The sequence below is a fragment of the Vreelandella maris genome (genome assembly GCF_013371085.1).
Lineage (GTDB): Bacteria > Pseudomonadota > Gammaproteobacteria > Pseudomonadales > Halomonadaceae > Vreelandella > Vreelandella maris.
The window spans coordinates 14,778-37,653 of record NZ_JABWCV010000018.1; the positions used below are offsets into that span (position 1 = coordinate 14,778).

The 22,876-nt window shown below is 53.1% G+C and carries 19 protein-coding genes and 2 pseudogenes; 5 read left to right on the forward strand and 16 right to left on the reverse strand.

From position 1 onward, the window contains the following. Positions 1 to 26: 26 nt before the first annotated feature. The 15 genes and pseudogenes from HUO07_RS15050 to HUO07_RS15120 form a co-directional block, all read right to left on the reverse strand. Positions 27 to 815, reverse strand: coding sequence for a shikimate dehydrogenase (locus tag HUO07_RS15050; protein WP_176304229.1), 789 nt, complete (start codon positions 813 to 815; stop codon positions 27 to 29). Between the two features lies 1 nt (position 816). Further along, a complete protein-coding gene (locus HUO07_RS15055) occupies positions 817 to 2,259 on the reverse strand; it encodes an aldehyde dehydrogenase family protein (protein WP_176304230.1) in 1,443 nt (480 codons plus the stop codon). A gap of 169 nt (positions 2,260 to 2,428) precedes the next feature. Then, positions 2,429 to 3,472 (reverse strand): LacI family DNA-binding transcriptional regulator, encoded by a 1,044-nt coding sequence (locus HUO07_RS15060; RefSeq protein WP_113271288.1) that lies wholly within the window; start codon positions 3,470 to 3,472, stop codon positions 2,429 to 2,431. 104 nt (positions 3,473 to 3,576) lie between these two features. Further along, positions 3,577 to 4,140: pseudogene (locus tag HUO07_RS22250) on the reverse strand (IS30 family transposase); the annotation flags it as partial. A gap of 240 nt (positions 4,141 to 4,380) precedes the next feature. Continuing rightward, positions 4,381 to 4,452, reverse strand: a pseudogene (locus HUO07_RS22255) (hypothetical protein); the annotation flags it as partial. 423 nt (positions 4,453 to 4,875) lie between these two features. Beyond that, positions 4,876 to 6,270 (reverse strand): dihydrolipoyl dehydrogenase, encoded by a 1,395-nt coding sequence (lpdA, locus tag HUO07_RS15075; RefSeq protein ID WP_176304231.1) that lies wholly within the window; start codon positions 6,268 to 6,270, stop codon positions 4,876 to 4,878. 4 nt (positions 6,271 to 6,274) lie between these two features. Continuing rightward, positions 6,275 to 7,609: a pyruvate dehydrogenase complex dihydrolipoamide acetyltransferase gene (locus HUO07_RS15080; RefSeq protein WP_176304232.1), complete on the reverse strand. Its 1,335-nt coding sequence runs from the start codon at positions 7,607 to 7,609 to the stop codon at positions 6,275 to 6,277. 3 nt (positions 7,610 to 7,612) lie between these two features. Further along, the gene (locus HUO07_RS15085; RefSeq protein WP_176304233.1) at positions 7,613 to 8,086 is read right to left on the reverse strand and encodes a VOC family protein; all 474 of its coding nucleotides are present in this window, start codon (positions 8,084 to 8,086) and stop codon (positions 7,613 to 7,615) included. A 78-nt stretch (positions 8,087 to 8,164) separates the two neighbouring features. Further along, complete coding sequence (locus tag HUO07_RS15090) at positions 8,165 to 10,345, reverse strand: alpha-ketoacid dehydrogenase subunit alpha/beta (protein WP_176304234.1); 2,181 nt, start codon at positions 10,343 to 10,345, stop codon at positions 8,165 to 8,167. A gap of 22 nt (positions 10,346 to 10,367) precedes the next feature. Next, on the reverse strand, positions 10,368 to 11,147 hold the full coding sequence (locus HUO07_RS15095) for a 3-oxoacyl-ACP reductase FabG (RefSeq protein WP_176304235.1): 780 nt from the start codon (positions 11,145 to 11,147) through the stop codon (positions 10,368 to 10,370). A 109-nt stretch (positions 11,148 to 11,256) separates the two neighbouring features. Next, positions 11,257 to 11,964, reverse strand: coding sequence for an ATP-binding cassette domain-containing protein (locus HUO07_RS15100; protein ID WP_176304236.1), 708 nt, complete (start codon positions 11,962 to 11,964; stop codon positions 11,257 to 11,259). Beyond that, a complete protein-coding gene (locus tag HUO07_RS15105) occupies positions 11,964 to 12,725 on the reverse strand; it encodes an ABC transporter ATP-binding protein (protein ID WP_176304237.1) in 762 nt (253 codons plus the stop codon). Before HUO07_RS15105 ends, HUO07_RS15100 begins: the two co-directional genes overlap by 1 nt. Before the next feature lie 12 nt (positions 12,726 to 12,737). Continuing rightward, positions 12,738 to 14,021: a branched-chain amino acid ABC transporter permease gene (locus HUO07_RS15110; RefSeq protein WP_246286700.1), complete on the reverse strand. Its 1,284-nt coding sequence runs from the start codon at positions 14,019 to 14,021 to the stop codon at positions 12,738 to 12,740. Between the two features lie 7 nt (positions 14,022 to 14,028). Further along, a complete protein-coding gene (locus HUO07_RS15115) occupies positions 14,029 to 14,970 on the reverse strand; it encodes a branched-chain amino acid ABC transporter permease (RefSeq protein ID WP_176304238.1) in 942 nt (313 codons plus the stop codon). 83 nt (positions 14,971 to 15,053) lie between these two features. After that, on the reverse strand, positions 15,054 to 16,298 hold the full coding sequence (locus HUO07_RS15120) for a branched-chain amino acid ABC transporter substrate-binding protein (protein ID WP_176304239.1): 1,245 nt from the start codon (positions 16,296 to 16,298) through the stop codon (positions 15,054 to 15,056). Between the two features lie 155 nt (positions 16,299 to 16,453). On the opposite strand from HUO07_RS15120, the gene HUO07_RS15125 reads away from it, so the two are divergent. The 3 genes from HUO07_RS15125 (at position 16,454) to HUO07_RS15135 (ending at position 18,530) form a co-directional block, all read left to right on the forward strand. Beyond that, positions 16,454 to 17,188 carry an SDR family NAD(P)-dependent oxidoreductase gene (locus HUO07_RS15125; RefSeq protein ID WP_176304240.1) on the forward strand — a complete coding sequence of 245 codons (735 nt, stop codon included), beginning with the start codon at positions 16,454 to 16,456 and terminating at the stop codon, positions 17,186 to 17,188. Between the two features lie 59 nt (positions 17,189 to 17,247). Further along, positions 17,248 to 17,970, forward strand: a complete 723-nt coding sequence (locus HUO07_RS15130) for a FadR/GntR family transcriptional regulator (RefSeq protein WP_217908918.1) — start codon at positions 17,248 to 17,250, stop codon at positions 17,968 to 17,970. 215 nt (positions 17,971 to 18,185) lie between these two features. After that, complete coding sequence (locus HUO07_RS15135; protein ID WP_176304241.1) at positions 18,186 to 18,530, forward strand: hypothetical protein; 345 nt, start codon at positions 18,186 to 18,188, stop codon at positions 18,528 to 18,530. 301 nt (positions 18,531 to 18,831) lie between these two features. On the opposite strand, the gene gcvA is transcribed toward HUO07_RS15135, so the two are convergent. Continuing rightward, positions 18,832 to 19,716, reverse strand: coding sequence for a transcriptional regulator GcvA (gcvA, locus tag HUO07_RS15140; RefSeq protein ID WP_176304242.1), 885 nt, complete (start codon positions 19,714 to 19,716; stop codon positions 18,832 to 18,834). A 123-nt stretch (positions 19,717 to 19,839) separates the two neighbouring features. Between gcvA and amaB the strand changes: the two genes are divergently transcribed. Together amaB and nhaC are read left to right on the forward strand one after the other, a co-directional pair. Then, positions 19,840 to 21,333, forward strand: coding sequence for an L-piperidine-6-carboxylate dehydrogenase (gene amaB, locus HUO07_RS15145; RefSeq protein WP_176304243.1), 1,494 nt, complete (start codon positions 19,840 to 19,842; stop codon positions 21,331 to 21,333). A gap of 69 nt (positions 21,334 to 21,402) precedes the next feature. Then, entirely contained in the window at positions 21,403 to 22,863 is a 1,461-nt protein-coding gene (nhaC, locus tag HUO07_RS15150) for a Na+/H+ antiporter NhaC (RefSeq protein WP_246286707.1), read from the forward strand. Positions 22,864 to 22,876: the final 13 nt, after the last annotated feature.

The window sequence follows — 22,876 nt, forward strand, 5'->3', positions numbered from 1 at the left end:
CTGCTCGTCAAGAAATCGCAACACGTTTATAACCCCATTGTCTCAACCATGAGCTTCAGCTGATTATTAAGCATTGGTAGCCCGTACTGAATGGTACAGCCTTTGCTCTTAGCAACTTTCAGCAGAGAAGTTTCTTTTGGTTCCATGATTATGTCAGCAACAATTTGTGATTCCGTCAGACCTTCTACATCCAGCGGAAGCGGATCTCCCTCTTTTAGCCCGAGCGAGGTGGCATTGATAACGAGTTCGTGCCCTTTAGGGTCACGCGTTCCTATTTTAATAGACAATTTCGGGTAAGCTGCTCGAAGGCGCTCTTTAAGAGCCTCTGCTTTTTCCTGGGTACGGTTAGCTAATGTCAGTTGGCTGACCCCTGCCTCGGCTAGTGCGTACGCAATAGCACTGGCAGCGCCCCCCGCTCCAACTAAGTAAGCAGAATACCCTTCGGGATCGATTCCCTCTTCGCGAAGACCAGCCACAAATCCTTTACCATCCAGAATGGCACCATGTAGCCTGCCATCTTCAGAGCGTCTTATAACATTAACTGCTCCCATTCGGGCGGCATCATCGCTGAGTTCATCGCATAATTTCGCCACGGTTGTCTTGTGTGGCACAGTGATAACAAAACCGGCTAAGTTCTTCATAGCCCTGAAGCCATTCACTACTGAAATCAGTTCTTCACTAGACACTTGAACTGGAATCAAGACGGCATCCTTGCCCATTTCCTCACAGAGACGATTAATACCCTGTGGCGTTTTAACGTGTTGAATTGGGTCTGCAATTATTGCACAAACTTTTGTTTTACCAGTAATTTCCACATTAGACTCCTTGAGAAAGCGTGTAACTTGTTTTTACATTGGTAAAAAACTCCTTAGCATAACTACCCTGCTCTCTAGGCCCATAACTTGACCCCTTTCGCCCTCCAAACGGAACGTGATAATCAACCCCCGCCGTGGGAAGATTAACCATTACCATGCCCGCGCTGGAATGACGTTTGAAATGCGCCGCACGGGCCAATGACTGAGTACAGATACCGGATGACAATCCATAAACAGTATCATTAGCTAGCTCTAATGCATGTTCATAATCATTGGCCTTTATTACTGTGGCTACAGGTCCAAAAACTTCTTCTTGATTAATAGGCATCTCGTTACGGGTTTGCGAAAACAGCGCAGGAGTCAGATAATAACCCGGTGTTTCAAGAGACAGCTGCTCACCGCCAGCTTCTAAGCGACATCCTGCTTGTTTGGCTTCATCGATATATCTTAAGTCTTGATCTAACTGTGCCTGGGACGCGACGGGACCAATATCTGTTTTGGGGTTTAGGGCATGCCCGACCTTTAGCGCCTGCGTGGCCTCACGCATGCGCTCAACGAATTTGTCATGAATTCCTTTCTCAACGATCAGGCGGCTCGAACTCGTGCATCGCTGGCCAGTAGAGAAGAAGGCTCCGTTGATAGCCGTAGAAACAGCTAGTTCTAGATCGGCATCGTCAAGCACAACTAATGGATTTTTGCCTCCCATCTCAAGTTGAAACTTAGCACCTCGGGCAGCACACTCTGCAGCTATATTCATGCCAGTAGCCGAAGATCCCGTGAAAGTTATCGCACTTACTTTCTGCGAGGTGACCAGTGCATTACCAACCTTGGAGCCGGGCCCCATCACTAAATTAAATACGCCCTTGGGAAGTCCACCGACTTCATCAATGATGCTAGCCAGCGCCCAAGCACAACCAGGCACCAGATCGGCAGGCTTAAACACTACGCTGTTGCCATAAGCTAAAGCTGGTGCAATTTTCCAAGCAGGAATCGCGATAGGAAAGTTCCAAGGAGTAATGATCCCTACGACACCAACGGGTTCGCGCGACACTTCGACGCTAACACCGGGACGTACAGAGGGGATAAATTCGCCGCCGAAGCGTATGGCTTCGCCAGCAAAAAACTTGAATACTCTACCTGCTCGAGTGACTTCGCCAATCGACTCAGCCAGAACCTTACCTTCTTCGCGGGCGAGCATCTCACCCAAGCGCTCCTTGTCGGCCAAAATGCGATCACCGATTCGATCAAGTGCATCTGCACGTGCCTCAGAAGTCCACGCTGACCAGGCTTCAAGGGCATCATTGGCCGCATCAATCGCCTGGCGTGCCTGGACTGCATCACCACTAGCATATTCGCCTACGACGTCACGTGTATCGGAAGGGTTTAGATTGCGCTTAGTTTCGCCAGCTCCGACCCACTCCCCATTGATGTAGTTATCGTGCATTCTATTTTCGCCCTCGTTGATTTTTTGACATTCGGCGCAATCTTAGAAAGTCAAAAAATGAAGCGCTTCATTATTAGAATTAAAAAAAATGAAGCGCTTCATTTTTGCTTCATTCATAATTGCTTCTTAATTTATTTATAGCATAATAAAACGATGGTGGTATTAAACTTTAGCAGCAACTCGATGTTTCAGCGTCTGTTAGCGCCTTTAAGCTGTCACGCTCGACGATCATCGTATCCAATTCAAGCGGTTCACCTGCCCCCTCATTATCAATAATAGCTACAATTGCGCGTGCAACCTCCACCCCAATGCCATGCATAGGCACCCTTACTGTAGTTAATCCAGGCGTCATTGCACTCGCAAACTCAATATCATCAAAGCCTGTTATTGATAATTTATCGGGAACAGGAATACCACTTAATTGACACTGGTGCATTGCACCAATGGCATGTAGATCGGTACCACATATCAGAACAGTCGGTAGCTCACCAATCTGTAACAGTTGTTTAATCGCCTCCCGTCCCCCATCAAGGGAAAAAGGTGTTTCCATAACCCACTCAGGCTTAATAGGAAGGCCCGCTTCTTCAAATGCTTGAAGTACACCAGCTCTTCGTTGCCGAGAGCGTTCGTTCCCCTCTACTGGACCACCGCAGATAGCCGCCTTTCGATGTCCTTTAGCGATAACGTGCTTCGCAATATCATAAGATGCCTGCCGATTTGAGAAACCGATGGTATGTGGATAGCTCGTCTCATCCGTCGACCACATCATCAAGTAGGGGATGTCATATCTTTCTATCATCTGAAACACAGCCTCATCATGATCAGTACCTACCAGAATCACACCATCGACACTACTTTCAACCAATGCCTGAAGGACTTTAACTTCTTGTTTTTGATTGTATTCATGGCTTCCTATGACCAATTGATAGCCCATTTCCAACAGAGTTTGTTGTAATGAATCAATGGAGTTGGAAAACATTGGATTTTTCAATGTCGGATATACCACCGCTATTCGCCAAGTTTTTCGAGCAGCCAGCGAACGTGCCACACCATTACGTACATACCCCATATTGGTAACGGCATTCCGCACCTTCTCCAGTGTAGCCGGCTTGACCTTTTCAGGAGAAGAAAGAGCTTTTGATGCAGTTCCCAAAGATACATTAGCTTTTTTGGCAACGTCCTCTAGCGTTACTTTTTTCCTTTTTTTATCCATTATCAAGTGATAACCATATAGAATTAGCTCATATCTAAAGAGAGAAAATTACAGGAAGCTACCAAGCTAAAAAACATAACGCAACGATTAGTAACCAACTAAGTTTAAACATTAAGTGTAGCAACTGTGGTTTTTAGCACTACTGAGTACTCGCCTGGAACACCTGTTCCAGTGTCCGATATCCTAAGCGCTTTCTGGGTCGATGGTTCGCTTGGCAACGATCTCGCTGAGAGCAGAGTCACTCACCTTTACGAAAGTCAGTCCCTTTCGGGAAATATTGGCGAATCAGTCTTTTGGTGTTTTCATTGGTGTAACGTTGGCATGAGTGGTATGTGTCGCAAAAATAGGTCGTTGCCGAAACGGCCTTGGCTACCTTCCAGGGCTCGGCGAATTCCGGTCTGTTATACAAGGTAATGGACTGCAGTGCACCTCGGCATGGTGCCAATAACCGAGTCATTGCCTTGGCCGATCCGGTAGGCTGTGATTGTTGGCAGGCGCGCGGCTAGGAGGTATTCGCTGCGTCTCTCGACCAGAGTCACTAGTCTGCATTCTTTGTAACCCTTGAGTAAGGTGTCGCGCTTCCAATGACCGATATGGCGCGGGTATTACACCTCGGTAGGCCGTTGCTCGATGCCCACCCGGTGCAGGATCTCGCCCAATCCGCCCGCTTAGCCAACTGGCGCTGGCTCTCCTGCCTCTACCTGGTGATCCGAAGTGCTGCGGTTATTCTATGAATCCAGGTCCCCTACCTGACAAGCAGAGGTTCGCTACCAACAGCCATGAGCTTACCTCTGCCTGGGGGACATACAACACAATGTTATATTCGGCCATTCATTGTTCTAACCCTAAAACCAGCCACTGGCAAGCCCAGAACGTTCGGCGATCGTGTCGAATAAATAATGGCTCAGTCAGTTGTAACGCAACTTGCGATTGTAGCGCTTAATATAAGCATTTTGTTGTGACTTTCCAGGCTGAATATGTGATAGCGTACTATCTCCCTTCTAGGCCCACTCAGTGAGCTTGCTACTAAGATTCTCAAGCTCGTTATCGCAACGAATTGCGCAGAGTTTTGCTACGCCAATCAATAAGCTGCTGACACTCATGATGCAATAGCAGCACGCTACTGGGCAGTATGCTTGGGTCAAACTTATCAGCTACTACTAAACTGCGGTGCTCACCGGTGTTGGTTAAGTCACCGAAGTAAGAACTACACTCTTGGTTAGAGCAATGATAGGGTTAGTCTTGCCATTGCCGTTAACCACCAAGCACCCTCGATTTAATTCTTACTCGTCATGAGGCTCTGAGGGGAAGCATTATATCGTTTTTTCAAAGATTTCGTACTCAGCGCAACTTTCGCTAATAGAAATAGCGACAGCAAGTACACGCATTCACTGCTTAGCTTCCTAGATATGAAGCGCCCTCCCGTATGCAGCCAATACTGATTCGTGTAAAGCCTCAGAAAGAGTCGGATGTGGGAACACCGTTCTCATTAACTCAACTTCTGTAGTCTCCAGGGTTCGAGCCAACGCATATGTGCTAATCATCTCTGTCACTTCAGGACCAATCATATGGGCCCCAAGGAGTTCCCCGGTTTTCTTATCAATGACGGTCTTCACCATACCATCAGACTCGCCGAGCGATAGCGCTTTACCATTACCGATAAACGGGAAGCGCCCAATATTCACCTCGAAGCCTTGTTCTAGCGCCTGTGCTTCTGTGATCCCGACGCTAGCAACTTGAGGGAAGCAATAGGTACAACTGGGAACAGACTTAGGATCAAGAATATGCACGTCTTCTACACCAGCGATAAGCTCTGCAACAATTACACCTTCATGACTGGCTTTGTGAGCAAGCCACGGCGGGCCTGCGATATCACCGATGGCATAGATATTGGGCTCGTCAGTCTCGCAGTGTTCATTAACGGTGATATGCGTGCGATCAATTTGGATCTTGGTATTCTCTAGGCCCAAGCTTTCGACGTTTCCAGTAATGCCCACGGCTAGTATTACTTTCTCGGATTCGACGAACTGGGGGCTGCCGCTTTTCGTGAAATTGACTTTAACACCGCAAGTTGTCGTTTTCTGATTCTCCACATAGGCTCCAGTGTAGATCTCAATGCCCTGCTTGCGCAGGTGCTCAGCCAGCATGTCAGATATCTCGGCATCCTCGAGTGGGAGAATACGCTCTGCGGCTTCTAGGATCGTTACCTTACTACCCGCCGTTGAATAGAAACTGGCGAACTCGACGCCGATAGCGCCAGCACCTATGACGGTTATGCTCTTTGGTAAGGTTTTAGGCACCATCGCCTCGCGTGCTGTCCAGATAGTTTCATTATCTGGCTCGAAACCAGGGATGGCGCGTGCACGAGCTCCGGTGGCAAGGATGATGTGTTTGGCCTGCACTTCCTGCTCAGCACCAGCGTCGACGACGGCAACCTTACCTTTGCCAAGCAGGCGGGCATGGCCGGTCATTACTGTTACTTTGTTTTTTTTCATTAGCCCATGTACGCCACGATTGAGCTGTTTAGCGACGTCCCGTGAGCGTTTGACTGCGGTAGCCAGATCAAAGCGCGGTGCTGAATCAAGCACTAGCCCGTATGGAGCGCCCTCACAGGCTAAGCGCAGGATCTCGGTCGAGCGGAGCAGAGTCTTCGTTGGTAAGCAGCCCCAATTAAGGCACACCCCTCCTAGCTCAGCGCGCTCGATAATAGCCGTCTTTAGCCCAAGCTGTGCCGCGCGTATGGCAGCCATATAACCACCAGGGCCGGCTCCTATCACAACTACTTGATAGTTTTGCATCGTTTTACACCAGCAGGTTAATTGGTTCTTCCAACAAGCTCTTAAGCTCGGCCAAAAACCGAGCACCAACGGAGCCGTCTACGACGCGGTGATCAGCGGATAAGGTCAGGGTCATCATGCTCCCGATAGCGAGCTTTTCGTCTACGACCACTGGACGCTTCTCGACCGCCCCTACCGCCAGTATGGCTGACTGCGGAGGGTTAATAATCGCACTGAATTCACGGATGCCGTACATACCTAGGTTGGATATGGTGAAACCGCCGCCGTGATACTCACTGGGAGACAGCTTCCCGGTACGAGCCCTTTTTGCCAGCGAGTGTACTTCGGTAGTGATCTCGGCTAACCCCTTACGATCTACTTCGCGCACTACTGGTGTTATCAGTCCGCTCTCGGTGGCCACGGCCACACTGATATCAACGTCGAGGTACCGAATTACTTCAGACTCAGTCCAACTGGCATTAACCTCGGGTACCCGGCGCAGTGCCCTGGCGGCGGCGAACACTATAAAGTCGTTCACCGACAGCTTGTACGCTGGTTTGGCTTGTGAGCCATTCACGTTGAGTTTAGAGCGTAGTTCTAACAGTTCATCTAATCGGCAATCCACTGTTAGATAGAAGTGCGGTACGGTTTGCTTTGACTCGCATAGTCTGCGAGCGATGGTCTTACGCATGCCGCTATTGGGAATACGCTCAACGTTGGCATCGGTTCCACCCTGCGGTCTGGCATCGGCACCGCTCTGCGGTGTAGTAGCATCGGGACTCGTGGTCTCAGCTGCAGTTACAGCGTGTGGTTGTTGTAAAGCGCGCTCGACGTCTAATCGTACAATGCGCCCGCGCGGGCCGCTGCCGGTCAGGCTACTCAGCGCAATACCAGCCTGGTCGGCCAAACGACGCGCCAACGGGCTAGCGAAAATCCGCCCAGCATTGTCACTAGATTGAGCTTGCGATGTTTGTGATAGTGACGCGCTGTGTTGCTCCGAGCTCTGAACCGTTGTCGTGCTTGGCTCTGGACACTGACTGACTGAATAATCAACCGAATTCGACTGTGGGGTAGCTGCTTGCGCGGTTTGATAGGAGTCCAGTACTGAGGTGGATTCCTCTTCATCCAGTACGACAGCGATGAGAGTGCCCACCTGCACTGCATCAGGGCTCGCGGGCACAAGAATCTGGCCCAGCTTACCGTCGACCTCGGACTCCATCTCCATCAAAGCCTTATCGGTCTCTATTTCGGCAAGGACGTCGCCCTTGGCCACCGCATCGCCCTCATGCTTTAGCCAACGCATCAGCGTGGCTTCTTCCATGCCAGCCGCCAGGGAAGGCATCAAAATTTCAGTAGCCATAAATTATTTTCCTACTAGGTCAGGTCGATAGCCTAGGATGTCGGAGTACTCGACAAACTCTATGATGTTACCTTCGGGGTCGCGGGCGAATATCAGGTAAGTACCGGGACGCACCTCAACGATTTCTTCGCCGCTGAGCAACTCAGCACTGTTCTTTTTCAGCTTGGCCAGCATTGCCGCAAGGTCATCAACGATAAATGTCAAATACACATTTCCCTTCTGTCCAAGGATGGTATCACTATGATTGGCGGCAACGGGCGCAGTCTGTGGCTCCAACAGCTTGAGACGCTCGCCGTAGGGGGACTGTAGGCGCACAACCTTATAGGCGCCCTTGGTTAGGCCGGTATCGCCTGCTTTATCAGCGGCTATTTTGAAGTAGCTGATTTCTGCAAATGTTAGTTGCTCAATGTAGAAACGCTTGAGTGCCTCAAGGTTTTGGCAGCAAATGCCCACTTCCAATGGTGCGACCATTTTCATGTGTGGAATTCCTCAATACCCTTCTGTGTGCGATCCTGAAGCTCACCAATCAAGCTGCAGGCCATAACGCGGACGGCCTTACAGTGGCCGTCCCTGCTCAGCCAGCACCCGACGAAGCCCATCCTCGATTTCTTCGGATCCGGCGCAGGCCGCGCGCTCAAGCACCTTCGAGATACTCGGCGAGGCCTCACCGCCGTGTACGCGTTGTACGGGTTGGTCTAAGTAGTCAAAAAAACGGCGTTGGACTTCGTCACCCAGCAAGGTGCCGTAGGATGTGCCTACTGAACCCTGTTCGACGATCAGCACGTTATTGGTTTTCATGATACTTGCGCCAATTGTCTCCCAGTCGAGGCCGTCGCGATCAAGGCTGCGCAGGTCGATAATCTCCGCGTCGACGCCTAAACGCTCAGCTACTTCCAAGCTTTGGTGCACCATATTGAGGTAGCTCAGTACGGTTACTGTTTTACCTTCACGCAACACCTTGGCCTTGCCTAGTGGGACGAAATAATCGAGATCATCAGTCGGCACGAGTCCTTTTACGTTGTAGAGATCGATGTGCTCAATGACCAACACCGGATCCTCACAATGGAGGGCTGCGTTCATCAGACCCACATAGTCATAGGGAGTACTGGGGGCGACGATGCGCCAACCCGGTGAGGTGGAGAAAATGCCAGCAGGATCCATTAAATGTTGTGAACCGTAGCCCGAGCCCATGGCGATTTTTGTGCGCAACACCAACGGCATGCTGCCATCTCCGCCAAACATATGACGGGCTTTGGCGATTTGGTTAAATACTTGATCGGCGGCCACCCACATGAAGTCGGGGTACATGAACTCAACTACAGGGCGGTAGCGGCCGTCCATGGCGAGCCCGCCACCAAGACCGACGAAGGCATTTTCGCTAATGGGAGTACCCAAGCAGCGGTCGGGGAAGCGTTCTGACAGGCCACGAGTGGCGCCATTGGTGCCGCCTTTGAGACGGTGTACGTCTTCGCCCATCACAACAATACGTTCATCATGCTCCATGCGGCGGTTCATTACGCCTGCCACAGCATCAATGAACTTGCACTCTTCAAGTTTGCCGCTGAAATGTTCTTGTTCCGCATAATGAACGCCGTCGAACTCAGATAGATCGCCACGTACGAGCGCATCAACGAAATCTCGTGAAGGCCACAAATGGTCGTGAATCGCAGGCTTTTTACCACTCATATCAAGTAGCTCAACGGCAGCCTTTTCCATCGCTTGCTGTGCTTGTTGACGAAGACTTTGTACATCGCCTTTATCAATCATTTTGCGTTCAATCATCTTGGCGGCGACTAGATCGAGTGGGTCACGCTCGCGCCAAGCCTTTTCCTCTTCTTTACTTCGATAGCCAAAGGCGCTGCCCGGCATCGGGCCGTTCTGATGGTAAAAGCGATAAACATCGACTTCGATAATGGTCGGGCCATCACCTTTGCGCATCACCTCCATCGCTTCCTGGGTAGCCAGATAGACAGCAAGCGGATCCATGCCGTCGACTTTCCAAGATGGAATATTAAAGGCCTGACCGCGTGCAGACAGCCGCGTTTCAGCAGTAGCCTCGTCGACTATCGTGGAGACTGCGTAACGGTTGTTCTCAATAAAAAAGCAAAGCGGTAATTTCCACGCTGCAGCCAAGTTCATAGTCTCAAGCACGGAGCCGATATTGACCGCACCGTCACCGAAGTAAGTGAATGCAGCATCCCCTGTCCCGGCATGGCGATGCGCCCAGGCCGCTCCTGCAGCGAAAGGCACGCCGCCGCCAACGATTGCATTAGTGCCCAGTACACCTGCCTCGGCCCAGCGTAGATGCATGGAGCCCCCACGACCGCGGCAGAAGCCTTGATCCAAGCCCAGTATTTCGGCGAGTGTCTTTTGCAGCAGCCATTGTGTTTTCTCATTTACAGGCGCAGATAGATCTAAGTCTTCAGGATTCACGTAGTGCAGCGCTTTGGCGAGAAATTGATGGTGAGCGCGATGCGATCCATTAACTTGATCGCTTACTCGCATTAGTAGCGCTGAGCCAACGGCACCTCCTTCCTGGCCGATAGCCGAGTGGGCAGGGCCGTGCACTAACCCTTGACCAACTAGCTCTAACACCTTCTCCTCGAAGGCCCTTATTAGGTGCATGTTCACTAACAACCTACTAAGCATTCGGGCGTCAGCAGCCTTCCAGTCTTTGTCGGTGGTAATGAGCTCACGCCAAGCGGCGTCTGACTTTAATGTATTGATACGGGGCATGCTGAGTTCTCCTCACAAATAATCAAAGATAGCCATTGGCAGACCAGCCACCATCGACGCCTACAACTTGACCAGTAATAAATCGAGACTGATCGGAGGCTAGGAACCATGCGAGGTCTGCCACTTCTTCCGGCGTACCGAAGCGACCTAAAGGCGTACGACGATTAAGCGCCTCGGCATCCAGGCGACCTGTCTTAATTAGCTCGTGAGTAAGGTCGGTATGCACATATCCAGGTGCGATGCCATTAACTCGAATACCGGCGCTGGCCCATTCGAGTGCTAGCGTCTTCGTCATCATCACCACTCCAGACTTTGTGCTGCAGTAAGATATTCGATTAGGTGCAGCAACTACGCCATACATAGAGGCCATATTGATGATTACCCCCGGCTTGCCTGATTTAATTAAGCGGCGACCGGCTTCACGGGAGCATAAAAAAACCCCCGTCAGATTTACGTCAATATTGCGCTGCCATTCGCCAAGACTAAGTTCAATGGTTGGGCAATTACCGGAGATACCAGCATTGTTGATTAATGTCTTGACACCATCAAAGCTTGCTTCTGCAAGTTCGAACGCAGCAGATACGTCGTCCTCATTGCTCACTGAACCGACAAAAGCCACAGCACGGTGCCCGGCTGCTTTTAGATCTGCTGTTACCTGCTCGGCGGCTGCTTCGTTGTGATCGAAAATTAAAACCGCTTCGCCAGCTTGGGCGAAACGCTCAGCGATGGTACGCCCGATACCACTACCTCCGCCGGTGACCACCACTGCCCCGTTAGCGGAGTGCTCCGATTGTTCTTGCACCGTTAACCCCTCCTATATTTGTCTGCTTGCCTTATAATAATCAGCGGTACAGATACACTAGGTCCGAGCCCTTGGGGTGGATTCAGCATGTACCGTTAGATGTTCGCGATCAGGCGACCTCTAGCCACTCACGGCGGATATCATCGCGCGTCTGCATTTCTTCGACAGATCCATCGAAGACGATGTCGCCGTGACCCATGACCAGCACTCGGCTCGCCACGCGCATGGCCATGCTCATCTTCTGCTCGACTAGCATCACACCCACGCCCTTGGCGTGGATATCGCGGATAACGTCAGTGACCACGTCCACGATCATAGGGGCGAGCCCCTCAGTAGGCTCGTCCACCAGTAGCACCAGCGGATTGCCCAGCAGTGAACGGCAGATCGTTAACATTTGCTGCTCACCGCCTGACATGTAACCCGCACGCTGGTTGCGCCTCTCCTTGAGCCGCGGGAAATAGCCGAACATGTCTTCTAGCGACCAGCGTGGAGCGCCGTCCACTCCACGCTGCACCCCCATCTGTAGGTTTTCGTCAACGCTGAGATTGGGAAATACCAACCGCTCCTCGGGTACGTAGCCCAGGCCGCGCAACGCGATCTGGTGTGAGCCTTTGCCAGCGAGCTCCTCACCTTGGAGCTTCACGCTGCCTTCGGCCGGTGGCACTATGCCCATCATGGCCTTGAGCGTGGTCGAGCGTCCCGAGCCGTTGCGCCCAAGCAATGCGATAATGTCAGCCTCTGGCAGAGCGAAGTTCACGCCGTGGAGGATGTGGCTCTTGTCGTAGTAGGCGTGAAGCCCCTTAATATCGAGTAACACTATGCAGCCTCCTCGCCAAGGTAAGCCTCTTGGACTTCTCGGTTGTTGCGGATCTCATCGGGTGTGCCGGTGGCGAGGATTTTCCCATACACCAACACCGAGATGCGGTCGCATAACCCGAACACTACGCTCATGTCGTGCTCGACCATTATCAGCGTCTTATCCGTCGTGACCTCGCGGATGAGATCGACGATATAAGCAGTCTCCTCGCGCGACATGCCCGCGGTGGGCTCATCGAGCAGAATGACATCGGCGCCGGTGGCAAGCGTCATGCCGATTTCGAGCGAGCGCTGCTCAGAGTAGGTCATATCGCCCGCCGGTGTGTCGGCCCGGTGCCCCAAGCGTACGCGCTCGAGCAACTGCATGGACTCGGCGTTGATAGATTTCATGCGGCTCACCCTGCGCAGCAGATTAAAACGAATCCCGTGGCGGGCCATCACACCGATGCGGATGTTTTCCAACGCCGAGAGGCGTGCGAACAAGTTGGTGATCTGGAACGAGCGGGCGAGCCCGGCGCGGTTGATCGCCTCGGGGCTCATGCCACTGATAACCCGCCCTTGCAGCTCGATGGTGCCGCTAGTGGGCGGGAATTCGCCAGAGATCAGGTTGAACATCGTGGACTTGCCCGCCCCATTGGGACCAAGCAGCGCGTGGCGCTCGCCACGGCAAAGATCGAGATTCACACCTTTCATGATTTCCAGGCCGCCGAAGCTCTTGGTTACGTCTCGCACGGCCAGGACGACGTCGTCATTGCGTGTCATAGCATTGCTCCCTTAGTGACCACCGCTGGTAGCCGGTGCTGCCTCAGATTTTTCCACATCGGCGCCCTGGCCTTCCCACATCTCATGGATGCGGGCCGCAGCCTTGCGCACAATAATTACTCCGGGCACGAACAGTATCAGTGGCACCAGCCAAGTCACCGGACTCAGCGGATCCCAGCTCGCCCCGAACAGGTGGTAATCGGGCCACTCGCCGGTACGTGCGACGACCGCCTGGTAGCGATTGGAGAGCACGTGCTCGAAACTCTGAATGAAGAACACAACGGCTAGTGACATGAACACGCCACCGCCGGCGAGTACGGCGTAAGGCAGCGGCAAACGTGCCCAAGGCAGGCGATGACGCTGGTCAATGTGCGCCTGGATCAACCCGCCGATGCCTTTGGGAGCGAAGAGCATCACCAAAACGAAAATCAGCCCCTGGTAGAGCAACCAAGCGTTGGTCGCACCCGAGACGACGAAACCGAACAGGGTAAAGATGCTCGCGCCGATGATAGGCCCGAAGAACACCGTGGAGCCGCCAACGAAGGTATAAAGCACCACTTCAGCCGAGATGTGGGTACTGAAAATGCTGTAGTTGGCAGTCTCGTTGGACATAGCCATGAGCCCGCCAGCAATTCCAGCGAAGGTGGTTGAGATAGCGAACACCACCACTTTAGTAGTGTGCGCGTTGTAGCCCATGTAGCGGATGCGCTGCGAATTGTCCCGTAGTGCCTGCGTCAGCCGCCCAAATGGGGTAAGTGTGTAGGCGTACAGAACGGCCAAGCACAACACCACCCAGACCAGTGTGAGGTAGTAGACTTCAAGGGTGGTTCCGAAGTTAAAGCCTAGCCAGGGCATGCGCATAGAGGAGAGCCCTGCCTCCCCCCCAAAGATGCCTTCCCAGTGCGGGGCTAGCGAGAACAGCAACTCGGCCAAGGCGAGCGTGACCAGCGAGAAATACACGCCGGCACGCATGGTGGCGAAGTAGCCAGCAAACAGCCCGCCAATAAGACCGGCAAGACCTCCTGCAAGCGGCAACAGCACGGTGGGCACGCCCATGTAGCCGTACTCCACCGCCTGCATCAGATGCAGCACGGCAAAGGCCCCGATGCCAAAATACGCGGCGTGGCCGAAGGAGAGCATGCCGCCCTGCCCCATGAGCAGGTTGAATGCTGCGGCGAACAGCGAAGCAATCAGAGCGTTAACCAGCGCGTACTGCACGCCACCGCCGAACAAGGGCGGAACGGCGACTAGGGCAATCAACAGCAGAGCGATGAGAGGGAGTTTATAGCGCATCATCCTATCCTCAGTTCTTAGAGCCCATCAGGCCCGCCGGGCGAACCAGGAGCACAATCAGCATTAACAGGAAAGGCATCGCTCCGGAAATCGAAGAGATCGACATGGTGAGCAGACCGCCCACGCTACGCGCCCAGTCTCCGAGCCCTACCCAGTCGAAGGCGCCAGCAAGCGACCAATCCAGGCCTACGGCAAAGGAGCTGAAGAGGCCGATCATCAGCGAGGCGAGCAGCGAGCCGGTGAGCGAACCCAAGCCACCAACCACGACCACCACGAACACGATCACGCCAAGCTCCAGCGCCATGTTCGGGTTGGTGGGGTAGAACGCACCGGCCACCGCTCCTCCGAGACCCGCCAGCGCGGCACCGGCGCCGAAAACTCCCATGAAGACGAGCGGCACGTTATGGCCCAAGGCCTGCGCTATCTGCGGCAGGCGTTCGGCGCCACGCACCACGATGCCCACGCGCGTTTTGTTGAGCATTAACAGCAGCGAGATAAACATGGCCAGCGCCACGCCACCGATGAAAACTCGGTAGAAGGGATAGTCCGTCCCAAAAATATTGAATGCTGCGAAGTTCAGGTCGTCAGGCATCCTATAATTCACTGGATAGTCGCCGTAGAAGAGCTTGACTAGCTCTTCGAAGATAAAAGCGAGACCGAAGGTCAGCAGCAGCTCGTGAGCATGCCCATAGGAATGGACACGTCGCAGCAAGTAGCGCTCGACCAGGATGCCTATAATGCCCACTATTAGCGGAGCCACCAGCAACCCTATCCAGAAATTGAAAATACTCGAGAGCGTGTAGGCGAAGTACGCGCCCAACATATAAAACGAGGCATGAGCGAAGTTAAGAACGCCCATCATGCCGAAAATCAGCGTCAGGCCCGCCGAGACCATGAATAACAGCATCCCGTAGATGACGCCGTTTAATGTGGAGGTTATCAGAAATTCCATGTATCACTCCTGATCCGAGCAACGCTGGGGTCTCGGGTGGGAAAGTAATGCCCCGTGGGTCGATGGCCCGCAGGGCGGGTTACTTACGGACGGCGCATCCGGCAGGATTCTTGCAAAGGAAAGATTGCGTCCGCGGCGGACACTACTTCAATGGGCTCAAAACCCATATCGGTGCCGTCAACCGGATATTTCACATCCTTGCTCACTCGTGACACGACCACCGGCATCACCGTCTGGTGATCACCCTCACGGATGGAAATTTCACCAAGATCGGTCTCCAAGGTCGTCTGTTCAAGAGCGGCTGCGATCTGGTTGACGTCGATATCTCCGCCCTCGAAGTCCACTTCCTCCAGAGCCTTAGTGAACAGCTTGATGCCATTGACTGCGCCTGGTTCGACGTAGACGGGGTAGTGGCCAGTTACAGACTGGTAGTCATTCACAAACTCTTCGCTGAGCAGCTCAATGTTGCCCAGATGCGCCACATAGTTGCCCATAGCCCCTTGCCCTGCGTTGGCTACGTTGCCAACCTGATCCAGGAAGGCAGTGCCGAAGGTAATGTCGTCTAGACCAGCGCCGCCGACTGCCCTCATCAGCAGAAGCAGGTCGTTGGACCAGTTGCCGGTGATCACTGAGTCGGGATTGGCGGACTTGATCTGCGCGACGTAAGGTGCGAAGTCTTGAATGCGGTTGACCTCATGCAGCACCGTATCGACGACTTCGTAGCCATATTCTTCGGCGCGCGCCTTGATGGCCTCCTGCATGTCCTTACCCCAGGAGTAATTTTGGTTAATCGAGTAGACGCGGTCGCCTAAACCTCCCTGCTCAGACATCACTTGGGTTAGCGCACCGACGCGCATCGGAGCGGTAGAGGTGAAGTGGAAGGCATGGTAGTGACACTTGTTACTGCGCAGCTCCATCGCCTCACCGCCGACGTTTAGGTAGAGCACCTCGTCACCGCGGTTACGGATGTTGTGCTTGCGCACATCTTCGCTCACCTGGCCGGCGACAGCCGAAGAGGAGCCTTGAATGATGACGTCGACGCCATCAGCGATCGCCTGTCGCACTTTAGCCGCAGCACCGGAAGTATTGCCGCCATTATCGTATTCCAGGATTTCGATCTGATCGCCGTTGTAGCCGCCCTGCTCATTAACCTTCTCCAGCACGTAGCGTGCGGCAGTGGCGTACAGTCGGCCGGTAGAAGTCTGGGAGCCTGACAAGGACTCGACAATACCGACTTTAAGTGTCTCGGCCTGCGCCGAGGAAGCCACAGCCATCCCTAGTACCATGCTGGCCCCGGCCACTGTTAATACAGCTTTATTGCTTAGCATAAGCGCCTCAATAATCTTAATTAATTGTTTTTGGTAGTCTTTACTTTAAGGACATATTAGGAATAGATTTGTAAGCTTATCCGACAACTCCTAAGCCAGACTGGATGTTGTAAGACAACCAAACAATAAGACTTTAGTGTTGAATGAGGACAATCATGAACAAGCAGCGTTTCAAGACCGCCGTCATAACCGGTGCCGCCGGGGAGATTTCCCAGCAAATCGCCCTGTTTTTCAGCAAGAGAAACATCAAATTAGTATTAACCGACATCGACGAGGCAAGTCTCGAGAGCTTCGCCGCCACGCTGGGCGGAGAGCCCGATTGTCTGGCCATTCGCCACGATGTCGCTAAGATGGAGGACGCCGAGCGCGTTGCCGAGGCATGTCGGGAGGCCTTCGGGCAGGTGGATTACATTGTGACCGGCGCTGGTCTCTACCAGCACCTGCCGTTGACGGAGATCGTCGAAGCGGATTGGAGAACGAGCATGGCCATCAACCTGGACGGTGTCTTCTTCACCATCCAGGCCCTGCGGCCGCTCTTGAGCAAAAACAGTTCGATCGTCAACATCGCCTCGTTGGCCGGCCAGCGAGGTAGCCTGAACCATACACCCTATGCTGCAGCGAAAGGCGGAGTGCTGACGCTCACCCGGTCACTAGCCCAGGAGCTCGCGCCACGCACTCGTGTCAACGCCATCTCTCCGGGGCTCATCGATACCCGGATGATGGGATCGCTCGATGCGGCCAAGCGGCAAATCATGATCGGTGCCACCCCCTTGCAGCGCCTGGGCAGGCCCGATGAAATCGCAAGCGTTGTCGACTTTCTGTGTAGCGATGCTTCGAGCTTCATGACCGGGGAAAGTCTACAGGTCAATGGCGGGCTCTATATCAACTGACACACACGAAGACATGTTTATCGGCCTAAGAGCGCCGTCTTCTTCCGCAATGGGATCCCATGATGAAAAACGTATCTTCAAGCACCATCGCACGAGGCCACTCCCTGTCGGATGAAGTAGCTATGCGCATCAGAACGTCCATCGAAAGCGGCAGCATAGAGCCAGGCAAGCGCTTACCTACCGAGCAGGAGCTCGGCGAAGCCTATGGCGTAAGCCGTCCGGTGATTCGAGAAGCCGTCTCGATCCTGAAGTCGGATGGCCTGGTGATTTCGCAACAGGGGCGTGGTCACTTCGTCAACCCGCAAGGCGCCTCAGTCTTCCGACTCGAACCCAGCTTCGAAGATAAGGAAGACCTTGCCGACCTGTTTCACTTTCTCATTTCCGTCGAAGTGGCGGCAACTGAGCAAGCCGCCATCCGTCGCACTCCCAGCGACCTTAACGCCATCCGCCAGCATCTCGGCGGGTTGGAAGTAGCCATTCGTGAAAACCGTAACGGAGTCGAGGAGGACATGAAATTCCATCGTGCCATTCTCCATGCCACCCACAACGCCTACTTCATCAGCTTCGGAGAATTTCTGGAATCGCGAGTACGTAATTTGATCCGTACCGCTCGTGAGAATACGGCGCGAAGCCAGGATATGGTCCAGCGCGTACAGAATGAACACGAGGCTATCTTCAAGGCCATTGCCGCCCAAGATGGCGAAAACGCTCGGGCTGCTGCTGCCTATCACCTCGACAATGCTGCTCAGCGGCTTCGGATCTACCTAAGACACCCAGAGTGACGCCTTCGCACTCAACAAACCCCGCCGAGGGTGGGGAGAACGGCCGGAGAAGTTACTCACCTCTCCCAAAGCCCAGCAGAAGGCGGGCCGCGCCTAGCGTACCCGCCTTATCTTCAAGACGAACCTGATACGTCCTATCCCGCTGGCCGCTGGCAGCAGATGACCGACGCGGACTTGGCAGGCCTGCCCCTTCTGGCGCTACGTGCATAACACCATTGAGAACCCACGCCAGCAGAACCAGCGCTGGGATAATCTGGTGCTACGCGCAAACGGCGCACTACCCTTCCAATGGCATTTGCAGCAACTGCGGCGTAGAAACGCTCAACGAAAGTGACCTACGCCACATGGGCAAGGAAGGCCTGGACGCAGCTCCAAGCGACGGTACCTATGAGCACATCGACAACACCACTGGCGAAGTCGTCACAGTGCCAAATGGCGTGCAACCGGGCTGGGATTACGCACCCGGTCAAACCGCTAACGAGCTTGCTATCGCCTCGCGCTTGAACCGGCTGGATAACGTCCACAGGCCACCATTGCCCTGCAACACGACGACGATATAGTCGAGCCGCCCCTGTTTAACCTCTTCTGTAATGGTGAGGTACGGAGTGAATATCCAGTAGCTCTAGTCCTACCGATGAAGTGTCAGGTTTTAGATGCGGAAAGCCCTGTGGAGCTGCTATCACAAAAAAGTCTGTCGGCGTACAAGGTTAGCCACCCCGAAGTGAATTTTGAGGATTGCCGTCTGAATACCTCCCACTCGTCGTCTAAGGGAGTGAGTGGGTCCGTCTGAGAGGTGACACTGCCACACAGCTACCCCATGGCCAGCAACTTAGCCCCTCATTACTTCAAGCTACTTAACGCTTATAGGCGCGCTTTAATCCATTCAGTAAATGATTTGACCTTATGCAGGTCAGCCATATGTTCTGGGTAGGCCATATAGTAAGCATCCTGACTGTTCAGTGAGAATGGCCAGGGAATGACTAATTTCCCTTCATCAAGCTCTTCTTGGGCTAGAAACCTTGGCACTAACGCGACTCCGCAGCCCGCTCGTGCTGCGCGAAGAGCCATATAAAAGGTATCAAACCTTGGTCCATGGTAGCTATGTTCGGTGTATAACTGTTGGGCTTCAAACCAGTCGTGCCAGGCTTCTGGCCGAGTAGATACCTGCAGTAAAATCATCTTAGTTAGCGCCAGCGGATCATTGACTTCTGTTTGACTCATCACATCAGGTGCACAGACAGGCACCACTTCTTCATCTAATAATTTAATGCATTCTGCACGTGGCCATACCCCGTGACCAAAAAAGAAGGCGATCTCAATACGCTCCTTTTGCATGTCAAATGGCTCGGAACGATTAGAAATATTGAGATTAATACTGGGATGTTTAAAACGAAATCCGTTCAATCTTGGGATCAACCATCGCGCACCAAAAGTGGGCAATGTGGCAACATTTAGCACATCGGCCTCGACGCCATAGGACTGCATGTAGTGTGTCGACATTTCTACCTGGGCTAATATTTTGCGCGCTTCACTGAGGTAAACCGCCCCCTCTGGCGTCAAGTGAAGACGCTTTCTCACTCTTCTAAATAACGGATGTTGCAGGGTCATTTCCAACTGCGACACCTGCTTGCTTACAGCACTCTGGGTCAAACTAAGTTCGTCCGCTGCGCGGGTGAAACTTAGGTGGCGAGCAGCTGCTTCAAAACAGTGCAGGCCGGTCAAAGAAGGCAAATGTCGACGTCGCATTCCAATCCACCTCATGAAATAAAGGAATGATATTTTTCATAAACATCGTTTGATGGCTCACCAATACCCTAGCAATACTGGCGCTGCAACCAATTTACTCACAACTCAATATTTGGTGAAGCAATGATTCATTCCCTGATGGAAAAAATGGGTGTCGCAAAAGAGCAGTATCAAGGCGGCGACCTGGTGGTGACAACGCCCATTGATGGCAGCGAGATTGGCCGTCTAAAAACGGCCTCCAACAGCGACGTGGATACCGCTATCGCGAATGCAGAAAATGCCTTTCTCGCCTGGAAAAGTGTTCCAGCCCCTCGGCGTGGTGAATTGGTTCGTTTGTTTGGCGAACAATTGCGTCAACACAAACAATCGCTTGGCGAGTTGGTCACCTGGGAGTGTGGCAAAATTCTTCCGGAAGGCCTGGGCGAAGTTCAGGAGATGATCGACATTTGCGACCTTGCGGTTGGTCAATCCCGCCAACTGTTTGGCCTGACCATTGCTTCTGAGCGCCCTGGCCACCATATGCGGGAAAGTTGGCACCCATTAGGCCCGATTGGACTGATTACTGCCTTCAATTTTCCCGTTGCCCCTTGGGCATGGAATTCAGCCTTAGCGCTAGTATGCGGTAATAGCTTGCTATGGAAGCCTTCGGAAAAAACACCGTTAACGGCGCTGGCATGCCAAGCTCTGCTAGAGCGCGCGATTGAAGCGTTCGGTGACGAAGCGCCCAAGCATTTAAGCCAAGTAATTATTGGTGAGCGAGCGGCAGGCGAGCAGTTAGTAGATGACTCACGAGTGGCGCTTATCAGTGCCACTGGCAGCACACGTATGGGTCGCGAAGTAGGTCCCAAAGTGGCGGCGCGCTTTGGCCGCAGCATTCTTGAGCTGGGTGGCAATAATGCCATGGTATTAGCACCAAGCGCAGACCTGGATATGGCGACTCGTGCCATTCTATTCTCAGCGGTCGGCACGGCGGGACAGCGCTGCACTACGCTACGCCGTTTGATCGTGCATGAATCCATTAAAGATGAAGTGCTATCGCGACTGAAAAAGGCTTACAGCGATGTGAGTATCGGCAACCCACTTAAAGGAAGCCTAGTCGGCCCATTGATTGATCACCAAGCCTTTGACGCGATGCAGAGTGTACTGGCCAAAGCGCGTGAGCATGGTGCCAATGTCTTCGGCGGAGACCGTGTTGAGATCGCTAATAGTGATGAAGGTTACTACGTGGCGCCTGCCATTGTTGAAGTGGCAGAACAAGACTCGCTAGTTAAGCACGAAACCTTTGCGCCCATTCTCTATGTTCTTACCTATAAGGAGCTGGAAGAGGCTATTGCCACCAATAACGATGTTCCCCAAGGCTTGTCATCCTGCATCTTTACTACCGATGTTCGTGAAGCTGAAACCTTCGTATCCGCAGTCGGCAGTGATTGCGGCATCGCTAACGTCAACATCGGCCCCAGCGGCGCTGAAATTGGTGGGGCGTTTGGGGGCGAGAAAGAGACCGGTGGTGGACGTGAGTCTGGCTCTGACGTCTGGAAGAGCTATATGCGACGCCAAACCAACACCGTTAACTACTCTCGCGAACTCCCATTAGCCCAAGGCATTAAGTTCGACTAACCCTTCCCAACAAGAAAGGGCTCTAATGTAAAGGGCCCTTACTAACAACATAAAAAAAGAAGGTGATGTATGAGTGACGATGTCCAAATCGGCCCGACGCCGGGCCTCGCGATGGCTCTACTTCCGCTGCTGGCCACTACCGCCATTCTTATACTGCAGTTTTTTATCTTCTCTGACTTTACTCCCCATATTCCCTTAGCTTTCGGGATTATGATTTGCGCCATGTGCGGGCGTATACGCGGCGTTCCCTGGGAAAAGATGGAAGCCTCAATGCTTGAGGTGGTCAAGCTAGGCATGCCCGCCATTTTTATTCTATTAGCGGTAGGCATGGTGATTGGCACCTGGATCCTTTCCGGCACAGTGCCCACCCTGATGTATTATGGTTTTCAGTTGGTTTCGCCCTCCTACTTTCTAGTAGCCACCTGTGTCATTAGTGCGCTGGTCTCCCTCGCAACGGGCACCTCCTGGGGCACGGTAGGGACACTTGGGCTTGCCCTAATGGGGATCGGGGAAGGGTTGGGTATTCCCATGCACCTAACAGGCGGCGCGCTAGTATCAGGTGCCTTTTTTGGCGATAAAATGTCACCGCTATCGGAGACAACCAACCTAACACCGGCCGTCTGTGAAACTGATTTATGGAGCCATATACGCAGCATGATGGCGACCACGGTGCCCGCTATGTTGATAGCGCTGGTGCTCTATGTATGGCTCGGCGCTGGCTATGGTGGTCAGTTCGAACGAAGCACCGATATTGCAACCTTTCGTCAGGCGCTTGATGAAACCTTTACACTTTCTTGGGTAACGCTTATCCCACCCTGTGTGGTCATTGGCCTGGCACTCGCCAAGTTCCCTCCTTTTCCGACCATTTTTACCGGCGCTGCTATAGGCGGCTTAGTTGCCATCGGTGTTCAAGGCGAGACCTTACACGCGGTGTTTGATGCCATGCAGAATGGTTTTAGCAGCGATACCGGCAATTCTGCGATTGATGCGCTGCTAAGCAGTGGCGGCGTTCTCTCCATGACCTGGGTCGTTACCTTAACGTTCTTTGCGTTAGGTTTCGCTGGCATGTTGGAAGCCTATGGCACCGTTGATGCCATTATTAAACAGCTAATGCGGCTGATTAAAGGTCGTTTCAGCCTCGTAGCAACAAGCTCCGGCACTACGCTCGCGGTGAGTACTATTATCGGCGATGTGTATACAACGCTGGTATTACCCGGCCGGTTGCTAAAAGGTCAGTATCAAGCCATGGGCTATAAAACCTGTACGCTGTCGCGCTCGATCGAAGACAACGGCACGCTGTCTTCCCCATTGATTCCTTGGAACATGGGCGGCGGGTTTGTGTCATCGACCATTGGTGTACCCACACTGGCTTATGCACCTTTCGCCTTCGCTTGCTGGCTATCGCCGCTATTCGGACTACTTTGGGCCCTAACCGGCCGCTTTATTCCTCGCGACGAACCTGAGCAGCCAGAAACAAACGCTACTGATGCACCGCACTCCGCCCCCACCTCTCAACACTCTGCTTCATAGCCATACAAGGTCG

What these genes read in the sequence shown, in the direction of transcription:
- HUO07_RS15055 (WP_176304230.1), bottom strand. Translation starts at nt 2,259, where the DNA reads ATGCACGATAACTACATCAATGGGGAGTGGGTCGGAGCTGGCGAAACT.
- HUO07_RS15060 (WP_113271288.1), bottom strand. Translation starts at nt 3,472, where the DNA reads ATGGATAAAAAAAGGAAAAAAGTAACGCTAGAGGACGTTGCCAAAAAA.
- lpdA (WP_176304231.1), bottom strand. Translation starts at nt 6,270, where the DNA reads ATGCAAAACTATCAAGTAGTTGTGATAGGAGCCGGCCCTGGTGGTTAT.
- HUO07_RS15080 (WP_176304232.1), bottom strand. Translation starts at nt 7,609, where the DNA reads ATGGCTACTGAAATTTTGATGCCTTCCCTGGCGGCTGGCATGGAAGAA.
- HUO07_RS15085 (WP_176304233.1), bottom strand. Translation starts at nt 8,086, where the DNA reads ATGAAAATGGTCGCACCATTGGAAGTGGGCATTTGCTGCCAAAACCTT.
- HUO07_RS15090 (WP_176304234.1), bottom strand. Translation starts at nt 10,345, where the DNA reads ATGCCCCGTATCAATACATTAAAGTCAGACGCCGCTTGGCGTGAGCTC.
- HUO07_RS15105 (WP_176304237.1), bottom strand. Translation starts at nt 12,725, where the DNA reads ATGACACGCAATGACGACGTCGTCCTGGCCGTGCGAGACGTAACCAAG.
- HUO07_RS15110 (WP_246286700.1), bottom strand. Translation starts at nt 14,021, where the DNA reads ATGATGCGCTATAAACTCCCTCTCATCGCTCTGCTGTTGATTGCCCTA.
- HUO07_RS15115 (WP_176304238.1), bottom strand. Translation starts at nt 14,970, where the DNA reads ATGGAATTTCTGATAACCTCCACATTAAACGGCGTCATCTACGGGATG.
- HUO07_RS15120 (WP_176304239.1), bottom strand. Translation starts at nt 16,298, where the DNA reads ATGCTAAGCAATAAAGCTGTATTAACAGTGGCCGGGGCCAGCATGGTA.
- HUO07_RS15125 (WP_176304240.1), top strand. Translation starts at nt 16,454, where the DNA reads ATGAACAAGCAGCGTTTCAAGACCGCCGTCATAACCGGTGCCGCCGGG.
- HUO07_RS15130 (WP_217908918.1), top strand. Translation starts at nt 17,248, where the DNA reads ATGATGAAAAACGTATCTTCAAGCACCATCGCACGAGGCCACTCCCTG.
- gcvA (WP_176304242.1), bottom strand. Translation starts at nt 19,716, where the DNA reads ATGCGACGTCGACATTTGCCTTCTTTGACCGGCCTGCACTGTTTTGAA.
- amaB (WP_176304243.1), top strand. Translation starts at nt 19,840, where the DNA reads ATGATTCATTCCCTGATGGAAAAAATGGGTGTCGCAAAAGAGCAGTAT.
- nhaC (WP_246286707.1), top strand. Translation starts at nt 21,403, where the DNA reads ATGAGTGACGATGTCCAAATCGGCCCGACGCCGGGCCTCGCGATGGCT.